Here is an 18479-nt window from a genome sequence, read left to right as displayed (position 1 = left end):
ATATATTAACCTAATTAGTCAATATATTGGATCAATAACGATTATATGAAGGTATATCCTTTCGTCATTCCCAAGGCTCCCCAACAGCAGCTGATCGTGCAAGAAGATCGAGATCGCATCTTCTATGATCGCCTACACCAACATGAGGAAATTCAACTCAGCTACCTTATTGCGGGTAGTGGGAAATTGATCGTAGGCAACTCGATCCATCACTATGGCCCAGGAACCCTAGTGGCCTTAGGACCCCAACTCCCCCACCTTTTTAAAAGCGACCCCAGCGATACCGAATCCCATATGATGAGTATCTTCTTTGCAAGCACCGCCTTCAATCGCTTTTTCCTTGATGCCCCGGAAATGAATGCCTTACAACCTTTCTTCGAGAAGGTGCAGTATGGATTTAAATTAGCGCATTGCGGACAAGCCATAGTCGATTTCTTTCATTCCTTGCCAACCACCGAAAGGTTCGATCGTGTGTTAGGGGTTTTGCAACTGTTGCGGCAGTTGGGAAGCCTTTCTACCAAAAGCCTCGGCAATGAAAACTATCGCGCGTTGAAATCGGAGCAGGGCGAGCGCCTGCAAACCGCCTATGACTACGTAATGCAACATTTTCAGCATGAGATCGAATTGTCACAAGTGGCCGAAAAGGTCTTTATGACCCCCAACGCGTTCTGTCGATTTTTCAAACAGCGGACCCGAAAGACCTTTTTTCAGTTCGTTATGGAAGTCCGTATCACGCATGCCTGCCAGCAATTGATCGATTTTCCGGAGTATTCGATCGCTGAGGTAGCAACCCGGTCGGGATTTCCTACCATTTCGAATTTCAATAAGTACTTCAAACAGTTCAAACACCAAAATCCGAGTGCCTATCGCAAGGCAATGTTATCGGCTAATTGATTGAAGTTCATTTTGTTTCCCTATTTTAGCGCTTGAACTAAGCTCAACTCATGAAAATCCCCTTTGCCTTCATCCTTTTGTTGGCAGTTGGTTGTTCTAGCTCCCAGCAGACCATGGGAGAAAACCAACAGTCCGTCATTACACCAAACGATCCCGAACGATTTGCCGCATCGATTACCGAACCTGAGTTAAGCGAACACCTCTATATTTATGCATCTGATGCCTTTGAAGGCCGCGAAACAGGGCAACCCGGGCAAAAAAAGGCGGTCGAATATATTATCGATCAATATAAGGCCCTTGGCATACCCGCGGTAAAAAGTGATGGAGATTACAAACAAACCGTTCCCCTTGAGACCAATGGGGTGCCTGAAGGCAGCATAACCATTAATGGTAACCGCCTTATAGTGGGCAGTGAGGTGCTCACCTTTACCGAAGCCAAAGGAATCTATAACGAGGTGGTTTATGTCGGTTACGGCATTGAAGATGAAAACTATTCGGACTACGATGGAATCGATGTATCGGGAAAAATCCTGTTGGCCAAATCAGGGGAACCGCGAAATGCCGACGGCACGTATCGCGTGTCTGGCACGACCGAGAAATCGGATTGGAGCAACATGTCGGAATCGATGGGGAAACGAACGGCATTGGCGATTGAGAAAGGTGCAAAGGGCGTACTGTATTTCGACCCACAAAACTATGCACGTTATAACCGCTTTTTCAATTTCATGAAAGGGAATAAAAGCGGCCGTATGGGTCTTAAGGCCGATAAGACCGATGCTTTCGTCATTCTATTGAACAATCAGGCCGTCACCACTTTATTGCCCGATATTCTTGATAACAGCGCTGCCCGTGTGATTCCCGCACAGGTAAAATTGGATGTGAGCAGCGCCGGCAATACCATCGATAGTGAAAATATTGCGGCTATTTTGAAAGGGACCAGCAAACCGGATGAGTATGTGGTTATTTCATCACACCTAGACCATATCGGCATGACTGAAGACGGCAGGATCAATAATGGTGCCGACGATGACGGATCGGGAACGGTGGCCTTGTTTGAAATCGCCGAAGCCTTCAAAAAAGCCAAGGACGATGGTAAAGGGCCCGCACGTTCCATCGTATTCCTCCATGTCACCGGAGAGGAAAAAGGCTTGCTGGGATCGCGTTATTATACTGATTTCGAACCTTTGGTTCCTTTAGAGCAAACGGTTGCCAATCTCAATATCGATATGATCGGTAGGATCGATCCCAAAAGAACAGGCGATCGCAACTATATTTATTTGATCGGGTCCGATAAGTTAAGTACGGAACTACACGAACTTTCAGAAGCCGTCAATACCAAATACACCCAAATCGAATTGGACTACACCTACAATGATGAAAATGACCCGAATCGCTTCTACTACCGCAGTGACCACTATAATTTCGCCAAGAACAATATTCCGATTATCTTCTATTTCAATGGTACCCATGCCGATTACCACCGCCCGACCGATACCCCGGACAAGATCAATTACGATTTGTTGAAAAATCGAACCCAATTGATATTCCACACCGCTTGGGAAGTGGCCAACCGCGAAACGAAAGTAGCCGTTGACAAGGCTATTGAGTAAACATTTACCCTTAACTAGTTAATGTTGAAAATGGGTTTTACTTCAAGGTAAAGTCATAATGGTCAAGATAGCCAAGTATTAAAGGGAAAGAAGCTATAAACAGAATAGATCTTTCATCAAGGAACGAATATCACCTTGCTCGTAAATCTGCACGAGTATCGAAACATATTCTTTCACGAACCGAACGTTTTCGGTCAAATCACCGAACAGTTCGGGCTGTTCCAAAAAAGCGGTCAAGTTCGTTTTTGTTTCCCAAGCCGCTAGATGGAGGGTTTCCTTATTGTCATCAATGATTTCCAAACTTCGCCCTTTTTCGTCCTTCCCCACATCACTATAATAACACCAGGCAGCCAAAACAAAAGTTGCGAACCGTATACTGCCTTCATAGGCGAGATTGATTCGCAAGGTAGGTATCAGGAACTTGGGTAACTTGGCGGAACTTTGGGAACAAATCCGGGAGACATTATCCTTGATGTTCGGATTCGCGAACCGGACCATCAAATCGTCTTTATAACCTTCCATATCGAACCCTTGGATCTTCCCTAGTACCGGAGTGGCTTCTTCATCAAGAAACCTTCTCAAGAATCGTTTGAAAATCCCATCTTGCATACAAGCGTCAATGGTCGGCAATCCGGATATGGCCCCTGGAATACCAATGACCGAATGCCCAGCATTCAGCAACCTGATCTTCATGAGTTCATAAGGGGCCACATTGTTCACAAATTGGACCCCGACTTCCCCCAATTCGGGACGACCGTTCGAAAAGTCGTCCTCAACGACCCATTGTATGAAAGGTTCGCAAACTACGGGACGTCGATCGACAATGCCGTAGCCGCGTTCAAGAACTTCTTTGATCTCCGGTGAAGTTACAGGAGTGATCCGATCGACCATACTATTTGGGAAACTGACATGATCGGCTATATATTTGGCCATGTCCGGATCTTGTTTCAAAACAAAGGCCAAGGTCATCCGGCGCAGCACCGAACCATTGCCTTGAATGTTATCACATGACAAAACGGTAAAAGGCCGTATGCCGTTTCGCTTTCTCCTGCGCAAAGCTTCGACAAGATAGCCATAGACCGATTTTGGAACAGCAGGTTGGGTAAGGTCATGGACGATATCGGGGTTGCTAAAATCAAAATGTCCCGTAGTCGGATTGAAATTATAGCCACCCTCCGTAATGGTCAAACCCACGATCCGGGTATCGGGATGGGCCAATTTCGCGATGGCCGCTTGCGGATCATCAGGGGCCAATAGCATCTCCTTCATTGAACCGATGACCTCGCAGTCGTTCTTACCATCTGGGTGCTGGGTCAAGAGGGTGTACAATCCATCTTGTTGCTTTAAATCTTTCAGCATCCCTCGGTCTTCTTCACGAAGACCAAGACCACAAATGGCCCAATCGAAAGCTTTGCCCACTTGCATCAAACGATGCAGGTAAAATGCCTGGTGCGAACGATGAAAGCCACCCACCCCAATATGTACCACACCGGTTTTGAGGTTCGACCGATCATAATTCGGCCGGAGGACATCCTGTTTTAGGTCCTTAATGGACTCTTGCTGCAATTCCATAGATTCTTTATTCTTTATTTACAATTTGCCTCTTCTTCAACCGCAAGCCCATAAAGGCTAAAATGAAATAAGCGATGGTGCAAATGAACCCATAGCGATAGAAAAGCTCGCGTTGCGATTCATAGGATGTGGTATCCTCACTACCTAGGAGCACGTTGATCGCTAGGATCAACGTAATAAACAAAGCGATATATCCCATCCCTTTCAAAATTTTCGAACCTCTTGATGGTATAGATTGCAAAACCCCTTCCTGTCGCCGTAAATCTTCTTGATACGCTTCCACCAAGGTTTCTCGGGCTTTCTCCTTATTGCGTTCCGATTCATATTTCCTATCCGCACCACTATATTTTGCCCAAATGGTATATAGGATGATCGTAAATACCCAAGTCGGGAGAAATAAATAATAAAAAGACATAAGGTCTAGGTAATTCAGTGTAAATCCGAAAACCAAGCCGATGCCCCAAGATGCAATGGCCGGGAGACGCCGCAAGTACCCTTGATACTTGGACCAATACGGGGTCAACCCAAGTTTAGGGAAGAGTTGGTGTTCGGCAAACACAATAGCCCCAACAGGGGTCACCAAAAGGCCCGCATATGTCAGCAGCGGCAACATTTGGGTGAAGACGAATGGAAAGCAAGCAATAATGATCATGATCAAACCAACGACCAAGGTGGTCTTTTTCCGCGATTTACGTGTAAAAATGGCTTGGGCGGCCAATCCGGCCCGATATAAGTTGGTTATGGCCGTGGTCCAACCGGCTACGATGACGATTACGAATCCTGACCAACCCAAAGCATAATAGGCCACGTCACCCGGGTCAAGTTCGACGATGGATTTCCCGAGGATTACGGCAGCACCGGCCCCCATGATACCGGCCGCGATCCATGCAACATAATGACCGAATAACATCCCGGTACCGGTCGCCAACCCATAGCTCTTCTTTTTCGCAAAACGTAAGAGCGCCATGTCGATCAATCCAAAGTGGGTAATCGTATTCGCGGCCCATGCAAACCCAATGACCTCGACCAGGCCGATACCAGGTTCCCCATTGCTATCCAATCCTGTCCAAATAGCATGGTCTCCCATAGTAATGAAGGCGTCCCAATTGTTAGGTAATAGATTTCCGTTGACACTCATCGACAACTCAGGCAAAAGCACCAAGGCCCCACTGGTGAACATCACGAATAACCATGGTGCACATATCCCGGAAAATTCTGAAACCGCTTTGAATCCATATATGGCGATATAGACAACGAACAATCCCACGAGGACCACCACAAGCACGAACCATACATTGCTAGGGTACCAATTCAATTGGGCCGGAATATCAAAAGCAAAACGTACTGCGGTTGCCGAAACGGTTACCATTGCCGCTGAAATCACCGTAAAAATGAGCACGTTGGCCCAATCGTATAAAGTTGCCATCTGTTTCCCGGCAATCTTTTGTAGGTAGGTGTACAAACTCAGTCGGGTGTCAACTGCAATCGGTGTGGTGATCAGCGACCAGCTTGCAATGGCTAAAAGATTTCCAATAAGCAACCCAAGAAGGATATCCATGGTCTTGGCCCCCAATGCGACAAAAGTCGCACCAATAACGAATTCGGTCGCTGCTACATGTTCCGCAGCATAGAGCCCAGCAAAATGGGTCCAATGATGTAAGCGATGTTTTGGTACGGGAAGTTGTTCCTCATCCAAACCTTTCAATTCGGAAAACTGTTGCGATTTCTGATCCATGTTATTCAGTGGTTTGACTTATTTAATCGTTTAAACAAATATCTAAATCTTAGAGGTCTCCTTGGTTCGTATTGGGTAAAACCAAGTTTCCTTTTATAATTTCTTGAATGGTTTGTCCTTGATCATTTTCGATTTTCGATATCAAAAAATCCATAGCCTTACGCCCCATTTTTTCCAAGGGTTGTTTGTAATAGGTGATCTTACTTGGAAAAATATCGTAATACGGAGCTTCATCAACAGCCATGATATCGATCATATCCGGCACCCTAAGTTTGTTCTTAATGGCATATCGCATTCCATACAGTGCCAACAGGTCGGTGGTGAACAATAATGCATCGATTTCCGCATTGGTTTCGAAAAGCATGTCCAAAGCCTCGGCAACCTCTACTCCCAATCTGTTTCCATTCACCTCCCTAACCAGACATAACCCTAATATGCCCGAATTTCGACACGCATCCAAAAACCCTTTCTTCCGATCTTCGATATGGCTTAACGGAATGTCCAAAGTCACCAGTACGATCTGTTTTCTGCCACTTCGGATCAACTGTTCCGTCGCAGTGTAGGTCGCATAATAATTATCGTTGATCACAAAGTTGAACGGTTTCTGAGGGAAATAGCGATCCATAAGAACATAAGGGATCCCCTTGTCATGAACACGTTGGATCTCGTCTTCACATTTGGCTGCAGGTAGCAAGATCATGCCATCTACCTGTCTATCGATAAAACTAGAGACCACTTCCCGAAAAGCGGTTTTGTTCTCATCCGTACTGCCCATTAAAACAATATAATCGGATCGTTGGGCCTCATTCTCGATAATGCGGGCAACTTGAGCTGAAAACGGATTGGCCAAATCGGCTAAAACCAATCCTATGGTATAGGTGCGTTGCGACTTTAATGCTTTAGCCAAAAAATCCGGACGATAGTCCAATTCAGCGGCGATGGCCTTGATACGATCTGCCGTTTCCGTTTTGATACGATTCGAATGGCGACCGTTCAACACATACGACACCAAGGCCGTCGAAACGGAAGCCCGCTCGGCGATGTCCTTTAATGAAACTTTCTTTGGCCGCTCCATAGCCATCAAATATAATTGTTTAAACGATTAAATAAAAAATGAAATGTTCGATTCTCTTGAAAAATGTACTTAACGAAACTAGTGTCCTTAAATCATAAAGTTTTATTAATAACACAAGGTTTTAAAAGGAATTGACATCCAATCGATAAACAATTTCTTAATACTATGAAGTTATATCACAACAAAACACTGTTCCTTTTGGCCTGTATGGCCTTGATCTTTAACGCCTGTACCACCGATGATGACCCTGTAATCGGTGATTCGGATGCAACGGAAACCGAAACCATCAACTTAGCCGATTCCACAGCCGAATTGATCGTACAATGGAGTGATCTATTCGTTACGATCGACCAACACACCATCGACATGCGGCCGAACAGCGTAACCCGAAGTTTGGCCTATATCCATTTGACCGGATACGAAACGGCCGTGCCATTCATGGATACTTACAATTCGAATACCCAAAGGTTCAATGAACTTTCCATAGATACCGATGTATTCGAAACCGATATCGATCTTGAAATCGCTTTGAACGAGGCGTACGGCGAAGCCTTATCGCATTTTATGTTCAGCATTGCCGGTTTTGCCCAAACTTCGATCTCGGAGTTCAGGAATGAAAAACTTGAAACCTACTCACAAGGTTTGAGCGAAGAGGTCATCGAACGGTCGAGACGCTGGGGGCGCCATGTCGCCCGACGCGTTATCGCCTATAGTGAAACCGATGAAGCTGGTGAGGATCAAATTCGTAACCCCACCCCAGCTGATTACATAGCCCCTGTCGGTGAAGGACTTTGGGCTGCCGGGGAGAACGAAGATGCGTGGTTTCCGTATTGGCGTGAAGTGAGGACCTTCGCCATTGGCCCAGAAGCGACCAGCACTACTCCTTTCACTTCCTTGTTCAGTTACAGTACCAAGGCCGAAAGTGCCTATTATACCAGTATGACCGCTGTATACGAAACGGCCACTGCGGCAGCCACCGACAATGCAGAGGAATTGTGGATCGCTGAATTTTGGGCGGATGATGTGGAGGGATTGATGATCAGTCCACCAGGAAGGCAGTTTTCGATCGCCAATCAGCTCATTGCACAATATGAACTGGGTTATGAACGTACTTTGGAGCTGTTGTTACGTTTGGGATTCGCACTAAACGATGCCGCTGTGTCGGCTTGGGACGATAAGTACACCTACAATACCCAACGCCCAAGCACCTATATCAACGAGACTATCGATAAGGAATTCACCACCAATTTGGCACGATTCGTCGTGGCGCCCAACCCGGCCTTTCCGAGTTACCCTTCAGGACACGCCACCTTTGCAGGTGCCGCTGGTGGGGTGTTCATTGCCTTTTTCGGAACCGATGATGTTGCCTTTACCGATAATACCTACCTCGGTTTTGACTATGTCACCGAGTTCAATGGAACACCTCGTAGTTTTGACTCCTTTACCGAAATGGCCTATGAGAACGCCTATTCTCGGGTACCCCTGGGTGTACATATTCTTGAAGACGCTACTGAAGGATTACGCTTGGGGTATGAAATCGCCGAAGCGGTCAATGGATTGCAGTTGTCGAACTGATTTTTTTGGTGCCGGGGTGAACTCAGCTGCGCCCAATCCAATTCGCCACGCTGCAAGCAACGGGTATAAAACGGAAAAGCCCAAGACGATCGTCCCGGGCTTTTCTTTTTTAAAGGGTGGAAGACCGGGTTCGAACCGGCGACCTCTGGAACCACAATCCAGCGCTCTAACCAACTGAGCTACAACCACCATTTTAAGCGAGGGCAAAGGTAAATCATTTTGTGAAACCTTTCAAAATAATAATAGTATTTCAAGCTTGGGGCATACGTACTTACCTATAAAAGTGTACCTTAGGTTTAAAATTGTCCCCCATCGTATTGTCTGTGCTTCACATAGGACGTATTTCCATATGCCGATGTTTGTTGGCCGTTACCCTATTCGCCCTATCGCAGACCCCGGGTCGGGCCCAAGAAAAATTGACTGATAGCCTGGGTAATATCAAAGCCGACTTCGAGTCACGACCCGATTTCAATCCGAGCGACACCACCTATATCAAAAACCTTTACGAACTCGCTAGGGCGTACATCTATCAAAACAAAGACAGTGTACTCCATATGGCGAATCGCGCCTTGGAACTCAGTGATGCCATTGGTTACGACAAGGGCAAGGCGGGGGCCCAGCTGGCATTGGCCAGCTACCATCTGTTCAACGGAAACTTCGATACCGGTTTTGAATTCGCTGATAAAGCGTATCAACTGAGTGCGACGGCCGGTGCCGATAGCATCCATTTAACGGTGATCAATTTAATGGGACTTGGCTATTATGCTAAAAAGGATTTTCCGAAAACCTATTTGCTCTATCAAGAAGGGTTTCAAAAGGCCGAAGCGCAATCGAACCAACAAATGCAGTTGGCGTTCAACATGAACCTGGCCACCACCTTTTCGATCATTAAAGATTATGAACAGGCGTTGACCTATTACGACAAATGCCTTGATATCTTGAAATCGTCTGATGATCGTTTACAGAAAGCGCAAGTCGAAAGTAATCTCGGTTATCTGTACTGGAAAAAGAACGAGTTCGAAAAAGGGAAAAAATATACCTACGCCGCCATACCGGTCTTTCAAGAGAATCGATTCGGGGCTTGGGAGTCTTTTGCCTGCATCACCTTAGGTGGTATCGCCATACAGGAAAAGAACTTCGAAGAGGCACTCAAGCATTATTCCAAGGCCATGGAACTTTTGGAAAACATGAGCGATCAAAAGCGGGAAACCGATGTGTACCTTGGTCTGGCCGAGGCCTATCTCCTCAATGGGGAAGTTGCCCAAGCCGAAGATTATGCCATAAAGGCCCACAGCTTAGCCAAGGCCATTACCTATTTTGAAGGGCAGATCCAGGTATCCGATCTTTTATATCGCATCAACCGCATGATGGATCGTTCAGAAATCGCAATTGAACATTTGGAAGCGGCGCAACGACTTTCCGATTCGATTATGGTCGAAGACAACGCTACCAAACTGCTGATGCTACAGGCCCAAAGCAACTTTGAAAATGAGCAGCAGTTGGCCGAAATTGAAAACGACAAAGTGCTCGAACGCCAACGGGCAATTACCTTAACCTCCTTAGTATTATTATTGGCCTTGACGGCCATCATCCTACTCATTCGAAAAAACATAAGGGAACAAAAAGCCGCTAACCGCAAACTCCAAGAACTGAATGCCGCAAAAGATCGGGTCTTTTCGATCATCGGTCATGATTTGAAGTCACCGATTGGGACCCTTCAAGAGTTGTTGGAATTATACAATGACAGCAGTTTATCGGATGAGCAAATCGCGGCCGTTTTCCCAAGATTAAAGGCCAATGTCGACCATAGTTCCTTTACCCTCAACAATTTGTTGTTCTGGGCCAAATCACAAATGAACGGAATCCAACCCGTTCCTGTCCAGGTACCGATAAAATCAGCGGCATTTGAGGTATGTGCTTTGTTTAACGAGGCGATTAGCAAAAAACGACTGGTCATGTCATGCACTTTTGACCCCTCGACCCGCATCCGAATGGATGAGGAGCACCTGAACATCATTCTCCGAAACTTGATTTCCAATGCCATAAAATACAGCATGGAAGGAGGTGAAATCAAATTTGGAAGCACCACTACAAGCCAGGGAACCGAAGTTTGGATTCGTGATGAAGGGGTCGGAATGGATCAAGTCAAGATCGCTACACTGTTCGAAGGGAATCCGACAGACTCCACCCCCGGAACAGCACAGGAAAAAGGAACCGGTCTCGGATTGGCCATTTGCGACGAACTCATCCGTTTGAATGGAGGAAGCCTGACCGTCGAAAGCCAACGGGGAAGTGGAAGTCGTTTTCGCTTTGTTATTCCATAAGACCTGTCATTTACTTATATTTAACAACATCTTAAGGATGTTTTATGACATTTCATAGGCTTTTGTGGGTGTTTTTCGTATTAGGGTCCATGCCACTGGCAAAGGGTCAATTCCAATCCGAAAAAGACAGTTTATTGATTCAAATCAGGAAGTTGGAATCGGGTTCGGATGCCGGTTTGAACACTTTGGTCGATTGCTACAACGCCCTTGCACGCAAATACCGGTTCAGAAAACCGGACAGCCTTAAATATTATGCGGAAAAGGCTATTGCCCTAAGTGGAAAAATCCAATATACCGATGGCAATATCCTGGGCAACACCCGCTTGGGCGATTACCATTCGGATATTGGTGGGAATGTAGAAGCCATGGCCTTATATGAACAGGCCCAACATCAAATAGAAGGCTCGTCGAATGCTTCATTGAAAGTCCAAGTTTTGAAAAGTTTGGCTTTTCAGCTGTTTTCCGATCTCAATCTAAAAAAAGCGATTACGGTATTCTATGAGGTCATTGACTTAGCTAGGGCGAACGGTTTAGTCGAAGAAGAAGCCCGATTAAGGCATAATCTCGGTTTTCTATATAGTCAAAGCATGCTATTTGAGGAAGCGAACGAAGAATATGCCGTTGCCGATAGTTTGTGGATGGTGGTGGGCACCGACGACCTTGAAGCCATTACAAAATCGAACATGGCCCTGAACCATGTACGCCTTAAAAATTACGAAACGGCACGTCAATATGGTTTTGCCAGTGTTCAAAAACTAAAAAATCGTCAAGATCCTCTTTGGCTTTCACGATGTTATCGAGTCATCTCAAAGTATTACTTGGGCGTCGACTCCTTATCCAAAGCTTTGATCTTTAACCGGCGATCCGATAGCTTGCTTAGACTGTTACGAAATGACCGTGACAATCTAGAGGTGGAGACCCAGTATTCCCATATATACCTCGCACAGTCCGAATTCGACCTTGCTGAAAATCATGCGGCTGAAGCACAGTTCTTGGCAGAGCGATTTCATGATTCGATCGCGTTGGCCGATGCCCATTTGGTGTTGAGCAAAGTGTACAAAGCGCGGGGAGGCATAGACGCTTCCTACCAACATGCGAATGCCTCTTTCGAAATACAGAACACCATTGCCTTAAATGATTCCAGAAGGCATTTGCGCTTGTATCGGGCCAAACTGAATTATGAGAATGAACAGCAATTGGCCCAAATGATCAACATTAGGCGGCTGGAAAAACAAAAAGTAATCACCTATGTCACCGTAGTGGTGCTTCTGGCTTTGGTTGTGATTATTTTATTAGTGCGAAAAAACGCCCGGGAACAAGCGAACACCAACGGACAACTTAAGGCATTGAATCTGGCCAAAGACCGGGTATTTTCGATCATTGGCCACGATTTGAAAGCCCCTATTGGAACCCTACAGGAGTTATTGGCCTTGTATAACGATAAATCGCTTTCAGCAAGTGAGGTTGCGACCATGGTCCCCAGGCTCAAGGCGAATGTCGATCACAGTTCCTTCACCTTGAACAACCTACTTTATTGGGCCAAATCACAAATGAAAGGGGTTGAACCTAAACCCATACCGACGAAAATCAAGGCTGCTGCAAGCGAAGTTTGCGAACTGTACCAGGAAGCCATTGATCGAAAAGCGTTGACCATTGTTTGCAACTTCGATCCCGATATGAGCCTCCTTATCGATCCCGAACATCTGAACATCATTCTTCGCAACCTGATTTCCAATGCCATCAAATACAATCGGAATGGGGGTAGCATACGGTTCGGGGCCGAAAAAGGCGACCGATCGATCGACTTGTTCGTTTGCGATACCGGCATCGGATTATCCATGGAAAAGGTCGTATCATTCAATGAAGGAGGTGCTGTGGTATCGACACCTGGCACCCAAAACGAAAAAGGGACAGGGCTCGGGCTATCGATCTGTAAAGACCTGATCGCTTTGAATGGTGGTCGTATCAAGGTCGAAAGTACCGATGGTGAAGGGAGCTGTTTTAAAATCAACTTCGATTTGGCGAAAATACAGTCCTGAGGCTCAAGGTTATCGTATAAAGGATCGATGAACTACACGTTTTTTACGTTAAAACACACTTTTTTTAAGGTTTTACTACATTATTTCCGGATTTTCTGCGTTATGGGTATAGTTTAGAACAGTATAAACTAGTTGATGCCCAACAACTTGACCTACACAGCGTATAACTACCGTGCCTTTGCTATGGGCGCTTTTTTGGCATTATGTTGTCTCATTGCCCCTATTAGCGCTACTTCCCAAGAAAACAAGCGGGAATCCCTTTTGGCCAAAATCGCCAAGTTGGAAAAGTCGAGCCATACTTTTGCTACTGATACCACTTACATCAACCTACTTATAAAACTCGGTAAGGAATACCGGTTCATTAAGGCCGACAGCCTATTAAAACTTTCGGTAAAAGCAGCTTCGTTAAGCGAATCGGTAGGGTATATCGAAGGTATGAGCAGTGCCTTCAACAATGTTGGCGATTATTATTCCGATAAGGGCAACAGTGAAAATGCGATTTCCTATTACAAACGGACACTCAAACTAGCGGATTCCATTCAACACACGAAGCTGAAGCTTCAGGTAATGAACGACTTGGCATCCGAATACGCCTATTCGGGTGACTATGGAATGGCCTTGAAAGGTTATCTGGAAGGTATTGCTTTGGCAACGGACAGCGGAAATGATCACATGTTGTCCATCCTCAACGAAAACCTGGCGAATCTTTATGCTTCCCAAAAGGAATATTCCCAGGCCTTGGAATTTTATGAAAAGGTCAAGAAAATCAACCAACGTATCGGTGATGAGGTCATTTCGGCCGAAACCATGAGCAATATGGCTTCCTTGTATACGGACACCGGCAACTATGAGTATGCCATGTTCCATGTGAACCAAGCCATCAGCACTTTCGAAAAGTTCGGGGTCTTGGATTGGTTGGCCTTTGCCTATTCGGTAAAAGGGGAAGTCTATTTGGGGCAAGGCAAATACCGTTGGGCCTTATATTGGTTCGATCAGAGCGAAATCGTTCACAATGACCTGGAAGACGAACGCGGTAAAATCGACCTATTGAACGGTACGGCCAAAGCACATTTGGGATTACAAAAAGACTCGATTGCAGGTCGCTACGCAATGGAAGGGTTTGAGATTTCAATGCGTATCAAGTCACTACAAGGTCAAATCGATTGTTCGGAAACCCTTTATGAAGTCAATCGCAATATGAAAGATTACCAAGGAGCCTTGGTCTATCACGAAATATTCCACCGACTTTCAGATTCGCTTTCAAGAGATGAGAACAAACGTAGCCTAACCTTACTGAAAAGCAAACTGAACTACGATCGCCAGCAGCAATTGCTCATGGCCGAAAATGATAAGGTCAGGGCCCGACAACGCACCATCGTCATCGTATCGGTCTTGATCTTGGCCATTTTGTTGGGCACCTTGATACCGTTGTACCTCAACCAGAAAAAACAAAAGAAACTATACCGGCAATTAAAAGTCAAAACCAAGATTTTAAGGGAACGTGAAAGTGAACTCAACGGCATCAACAAGACCAAAGACAAACTTTTCTCCATCATCGGTCATGACCTCAGGGGGCCCATCGGGGCCTTGCAAGGCTTGTTGAAATTGTTCGCAACGGGCGAGATCGCAAAAGAGGATTTCTTTGGGTTCATTCCCAAGTTAAGGGGTGATGTCGATCATATTTCCTTTACCCTGAACAATCTTTTGACCTGGGGTCAAGCCCAGCTCAAGGGTACGGTAACCCGTCCGAAAGTGGTCTCGGCCCAAAAATTGGTCGCCAATAACATCAATCTTTTGGCTGAAATGGCCGCGAACAAGTCCATAAAGATCCTGAACCAGCTTCCAGAAAATCCGATGGTACTGGTCGATGAAGATCAAATCGATATCGTCATCCGTAACCTGATCAGTAATAGCATCAAATTCACACCGAACAATGGCTTGATTACCATTGAAGCTGAAGAAGGACCAGCGGTTTGGAAATTCATGGTCCGCGATACAGGGATCGGAATGAACGAAGAAACCCAACGAAAAATTTTCTCGGATAGTTCGAACGTGACTACCTATGGTACCAATAATGAAAAAGGAACAGGGCTTGGTTTGTCGCTCTGCAAAGAAATGGTCGTGAAAAACAAAGGAGAAATTTGGGTCGAAAGTATTCCTAAAAAAGGATCGACGTTTTACTTTACCTTACCCAAGATCACCAAAAAATATCGCAAGGCCGGATAGTCAGATCAAATCCGTAATACTATCGACGGCAGGAAAACGCTCTACGGTAAAGCCCTCAGCATAGGCAACACCTACCAACCGTCCTAGATCGCGTGCCCTATACGTCACACTATCAATAAAGTTTTTGCTGCTTATCGGCGTTTCGGGCTCATCGCTGTTCGGGTCATAAAACTGCGAGCCATACGACAATATCGCCTCGTTCTTTAGTTCGATGAATCCGCTGATATCGGTTACCACATCGGGTTCCAAATTCAACCATTGAATGTAGTGGTATACGACCTTAGGACGCCATGCTTCCTGCTTCGTTCCATCATCCAAACTTGTTTCCAACTTGGTCAACCCGCTTAGAAAACAGGCGTCACTGACCAATTTGCTGCCTTTACCGTGATCGATATGCCGATCTTCAACGGCATTGCATAGCACGATTTCCGGTCGATACTTCCGAATCATTTTGATGACCTCCATTTGATGGGGTCTGTCGTTTATAAAGAACCCATCGGCGAACTTCAGGTTTTCACGAACGGCAACTCCGAGTACTTCGGCCGCTTTGGCCGCCTCCGCATCCCGAATCTCTGGGGTACCCCGGGTGCCCAATTCTCCCCGGGTCAAATCAATGATCCCTACTCGCTTTCCATTGGCCACTTCTTTGGCGATGGTTCCCCCCGCCCCTAATTCGGCATCATCGGGATGTGCGCCGAACACCAAAATATCTACCTTCATCGTGCCAATACGGATTTGTTTCGCACTAGTTTAACCGCCTGTTCAATATCCGCCATCAAATCTTCTGGCTCTTCGATTCCGACTGAAAAACGTATCAAACCGTCACGGATACCCTGTGCGGCCCGATCTTCAGGTGACATCAAAGAATGTGAAGTCAAGACCGGGGAGGTAACGGTGCTTTCAACCCCCGCCAAACTCATTGATGGTTTGATCAATTGTAAAGAAGCCATAAACGCCTCATAGTCCAATTCCTGATTCAACTCAAATGAAAGCATTGCCCCAAAACCATGCATTTGGGTTTTGGCCAGTTCATGCCCTGGATGCGCTTCAAGTCCCGGATAGTACACGGCGTCAATCGCTTCATGCGCCTGAAGGAAATGCGCCATTCGCAGGGCGTTTTGGGTCTGTCTTTCAACCCGAAGACCCAATGTTTTCAAGCTGCGTTCAAGCATCCAAACGGTTTGATCGCTCAAACTCCCCCCAAAACAAATCGAAGCCTCCCAAATACGATCCATATGGGCCTTCGATGCTGCGACCGCCCCAGCGCACAGATCTGAATGTCCACCCATATACTTGGTGGCACTATGGATTACGATATCGATACCGAAATCGATCGGATTTTGATTGATCGGGCTCGCGAAGGTATTGTCGATCATAGTCACGATCCCCTTTGACTTCGCCAGTTGGGCGATGGCTTCCATGTCGGTAATCGTCAGTAACGGGTTCGACGGTGTCTCGATATAAAGGACCTTGGTATTGGGCTGGATCTCATTTAAAAAGTCTTCGGCTTCCCAACCTGTGGTAAAGGAATAGGAAATACCGTATTTCTCCAACTGCGTAGTCGCGAAATTATAAGTACCTCCATATAAGGTTTGCTGAAATACGATATGGTCTCCAGCCTTCAAAAAAGCCATCAAGGCATGACTAATCGCTGCCATACCACTGCCGAAGATCATTGCCGATTCAGCATGTTCCAAGGCCGCAATTTTCAAGGCTAGCGCTTCCTGGTTCGGGGTATTGTAATACCTCGGATAGCGTTTGACCTCCACATCTTGAAAAGCATAGGAAGAGGCCATGTATATGGGTGATACCGCGCCTTTGAACTGTTCGTCGTCAACGGCACCCACATGGGTGCAGATGGTATTTATCCCTTTAAAGTTTTTTTTCATAACTGGGTTTTAAGCGATGATTAAAGGTACGAAAGTTAAACCTGAACGGTCTTCCAATTTCCTTTTCGAAACCAAACAATGGCGATTATGGCATAAAGTATCTGTGCCGTGGTCACGGTAACGAACACCCCAACTGCCCCGAAATCCAAAACCAGGGCCAAAAAATAGGCCAAAGGAATCTGATACATCCAAAAAGCGATCAGGTTGATCTTGGTCGGGGTCTTGGTATCCCCTGAACCATTGAATGAATTTCCTACCACCATTCCGTACGCGTAAAACACATAACCTGCCGCGAAAATCTGAAGACATAGCGCCCCATATTTTACCACATCCGGTGTCGCATTGAACAAGCTCACGATCTCTTTGGCGAAAACCAAGTACACGATAGAGACCAAGCCCATGAAATAGGCGTTGTATTTCCCTGTTTTCCATACCGACCGTTCGGCTCGATCCGGTTGTTTGGCCCCCAAATTCTGCCCGACCAAAGTGGCTGCGGCATTACTCATACCCCAAGCGGGCATCAAGGTGAACATGATGACCCGAATGGCAATGGTGTATCCTGCCAAGACCTCACTTCCGAACTCCGACATGATGCGCATCAAAAAGACCCAGCTCGACGTGCCGATCAAGAATTGTGCGATCCCACCTAAGGAAACCTTGATCAAATTGAACATTACCTTGACGTTGAGCACCACATCCTTGAGTAGCAGTTTGATCTTGCCCCATCCGAAGAATAAGATACCGATCTGGAACAAAACCGCCGTACCCCGACCGATATTGGTGGCTATGGCGGCCCCCATGACCCCATACTCGGGTACCGGCCCAAGGCCGAAAATGAAAATAGGGTCCAGAATAATGTTTAGTCCATTGGAAAGCACCAAAGTCCACATCGCGATCGATGCGTCCCCTGCCCCACGAAATATGGCATTGATCAAAAACAGTAACATGATGGTCAGGTTACCCCCTATCAACCATTTGGTATATCCTGCGCCTTCAGCGATCAAATCCGGCTCGGCCCCCATCAGGGCCAAAATCTCTTTATGGAACATGAACCCGATCGCCCCGAAAACCACGGCAACCAGTACGCCCAAAAAAATCGCTTGAACCGCAGCTTCACGGGCCCCTTTGATATCCTTTTCGCCTACCCTACGGGCTACAACGGCGGTAGCGGCCATACTAAGGCCTATAGCCACTGCATAAATCAAGGTAATGACCGACTCGGTGAGCCCGATGGTCGCAACGGCATTGACGCTGACTTGTGAAACATAAGCGATATCGACCAAGGCGAATATACTCTCCATGAGCATTTCAAGGATCATTGGAATCGATAGCATGAAAATCGCTTTTCGGATGCTTCCACTGGTAAAATCATGATGTTTACCGCTTACGGCTTCCCAAAAGAGTCTAAAAAAGTTTTTTACTGAAAAATTATGTTGTGTCATAGTTATAGCATTATGCAATTAATGAAAGAAGAAAGAATGTCGGATCCAGGCCCTGCCCAAACCACTACATGGATTTTGCTCCATGGACATCCGTACCG

General features: G+C 46.2%; 12 protein-coding genes and 1 tRNA gene. 6 read left to right on the top strand and 7 right to left on the bottom strand.

Annotated elements, in window-relative coordinates:
* Nucleotides 1-45: 45 nt before the first annotated feature.
* A complete protein-coding gene (locus tag ABV409_RS07455) occupies nt 46-894 on the top strand; it encodes an AraC family transcriptional regulator (protein ID WP_353876950.1) in 849 nt (282 codons plus the stop codon).
* Nucleotides 895-944: 50 nt separating this feature from the next.
* Nucleotides 945-2504, top strand: coding sequence for a M28 family peptidase (locus ABV409_RS07450; RefSeq protein WP_353876949.1), 1560 nt, complete (start codon nt 945-947; stop codon nt 2502-2504).
* 93 nt (nt 2505-2597) lie between these two features.
* Here the strand turns inward: ABV409_RS07450 and ABV409_RS07445 are convergent, their stop codons facing one another.
* Genes ABV409_RS07445 through ABV409_RS07435 form a run of 3 tightly spaced genes read right to left on the bottom strand, consistent with a single transcriptional unit; the run spans nt 2598 to nt 6886 of the window.
* Entirely contained in the window at nt 2598-4076 is a 1479-nt protein-coding gene (locus tag ABV409_RS07445) for a mannitol dehydrogenase family protein (RefSeq protein WP_353876948.1), read from the bottom strand.
* A 7-nt stretch (nt 4077-4083) separates the two neighbouring features.
* Complete coding sequence (locus ABV409_RS07440; RefSeq protein WP_353876947.1) at nt 4084-5811, bottom strand: purine-cytosine permease family protein; 1728 nt, start codon at nt 5809-5811, stop codon at nt 4084-4086.
* A 49-nt stretch (nt 5812-5860) separates the two neighbouring features.
* Nucleotides 5861-6886 (bottom strand): LacI family DNA-binding transcriptional regulator, encoded by a 1026-nt coding sequence (locus tag ABV409_RS07435; protein WP_353876946.1) that lies wholly within the window; start codon nt 6884-6886, stop codon nt 5861-5863.
* 165 nt (nt 6887-7051) lie between these two features.
* Here ABV409_RS07435 and ABV409_RS07430 point away from each other — a divergent pair, with 165 nt between their 5' ends.
* A complete protein-coding gene (locus ABV409_RS07430) occupies nt 7052-8461 on the top strand; it encodes a vanadium-dependent haloperoxidase (protein WP_353876945.1) in 1410 nt (469 codons plus the stop codon).
* A 114-nt stretch (nt 8462-8575) separates the two neighbouring features.
* Here the strand turns inward: ABV409_RS07430 and ABV409_RS07425 are convergent.
* A tRNA-His gene (locus tag ABV409_RS07425) sits at nt 8576-8651 on the bottom strand.
* Between the two features lie 172 nt (nt 8652-8823).
* On the opposite strand from ABV409_RS07425, the gene ABV409_RS07420 reads away from it, so the two are divergent.
* The 3 genes from ABV409_RS07420 (at nt 8824) to ABV409_RS07410 (ending at nt 15050) form a co-directional block, all read left to right on the top strand.
* Entirely contained in the window at nt 8824-10785 is a 1962-nt protein-coding gene (locus ABV409_RS07420; RefSeq protein WP_353876944.1) for a tetratricopeptide repeat-containing sensor histidine kinase, read from the top strand.
* 89 nt (nt 10786-10874) lie between these two features.
* Nucleotides 10875-12824 (top strand): sensor histidine kinase, encoded by a 1950-nt coding sequence (locus ABV409_RS07415; RefSeq protein WP_353876943.1) that lies wholly within the window; start codon nt 10875-10877, stop codon nt 12822-12824.
* 135 nt (nt 12825-12959) lie between these two features.
* Nucleotides 12960-15050, top strand: a complete 2091-nt coding sequence (locus ABV409_RS07410; RefSeq protein ID WP_353876942.1) for a tetratricopeptide repeat-containing sensor histidine kinase — start codon at nt 12960-12962, stop codon at nt 15048-15050.
* Here the strand turns inward: ABV409_RS07410 and bshB1 are convergent, their stop codons facing one another.
* From bshB1 to ABV409_RS07395, 3 genes are read right to left on the bottom strand one after another with little or no spacing between them, the layout of a single operon-like run.
* Nucleotides 15051-15770 carry a bacillithiol biosynthesis deacetylase BshB1 gene (gene bshB1 / locus ABV409_RS07405; protein WP_353876941.1) on the bottom strand — a complete coding sequence of 240 codons (720 nt, stop codon included), beginning with the start codon at nt 15768-15770 and terminating at the stop codon, nt 15051-15053.
* Nucleotides 15767-16939, bottom strand: a complete 1173-nt coding sequence (locus tag ABV409_RS07400) for a trans-sulfuration enzyme family protein (RefSeq protein ID WP_353876940.1) — start codon at nt 16937-16939, stop codon at nt 15767-15769. Before ABV409_RS07400 ends, bshB1 begins: the two co-directional genes overlap by 4 nt.
* A gap of 35 nt (nt 16940-16974) precedes the next feature.
* The gene (locus tag ABV409_RS07395) at nt 16975-18381 is read right to left on the bottom strand and encodes an MATE family efflux transporter (RefSeq protein ID WP_353876939.1); all 1407 of its coding nucleotides are present in this window, start codon (nt 18379-18381) and stop codon (nt 16975-16977) included.
* Nucleotides 18382-18479: the final 98 nt, after the last annotated feature.

This window comes from Flagellimonas algarum (assembly GCF_040513375.1).
Taxonomy (GTDB): Bacteria; Bacteroidota; Bacteroidia; order Flavobacteriales; family Flavobacteriaceae; genus Flagellimonas_B; species Flagellimonas_B algarum.
Note: the sequence above shows the minus strand (reverse complement) of the source record. Positions and strands in the feature narration are given on the sequence as shown.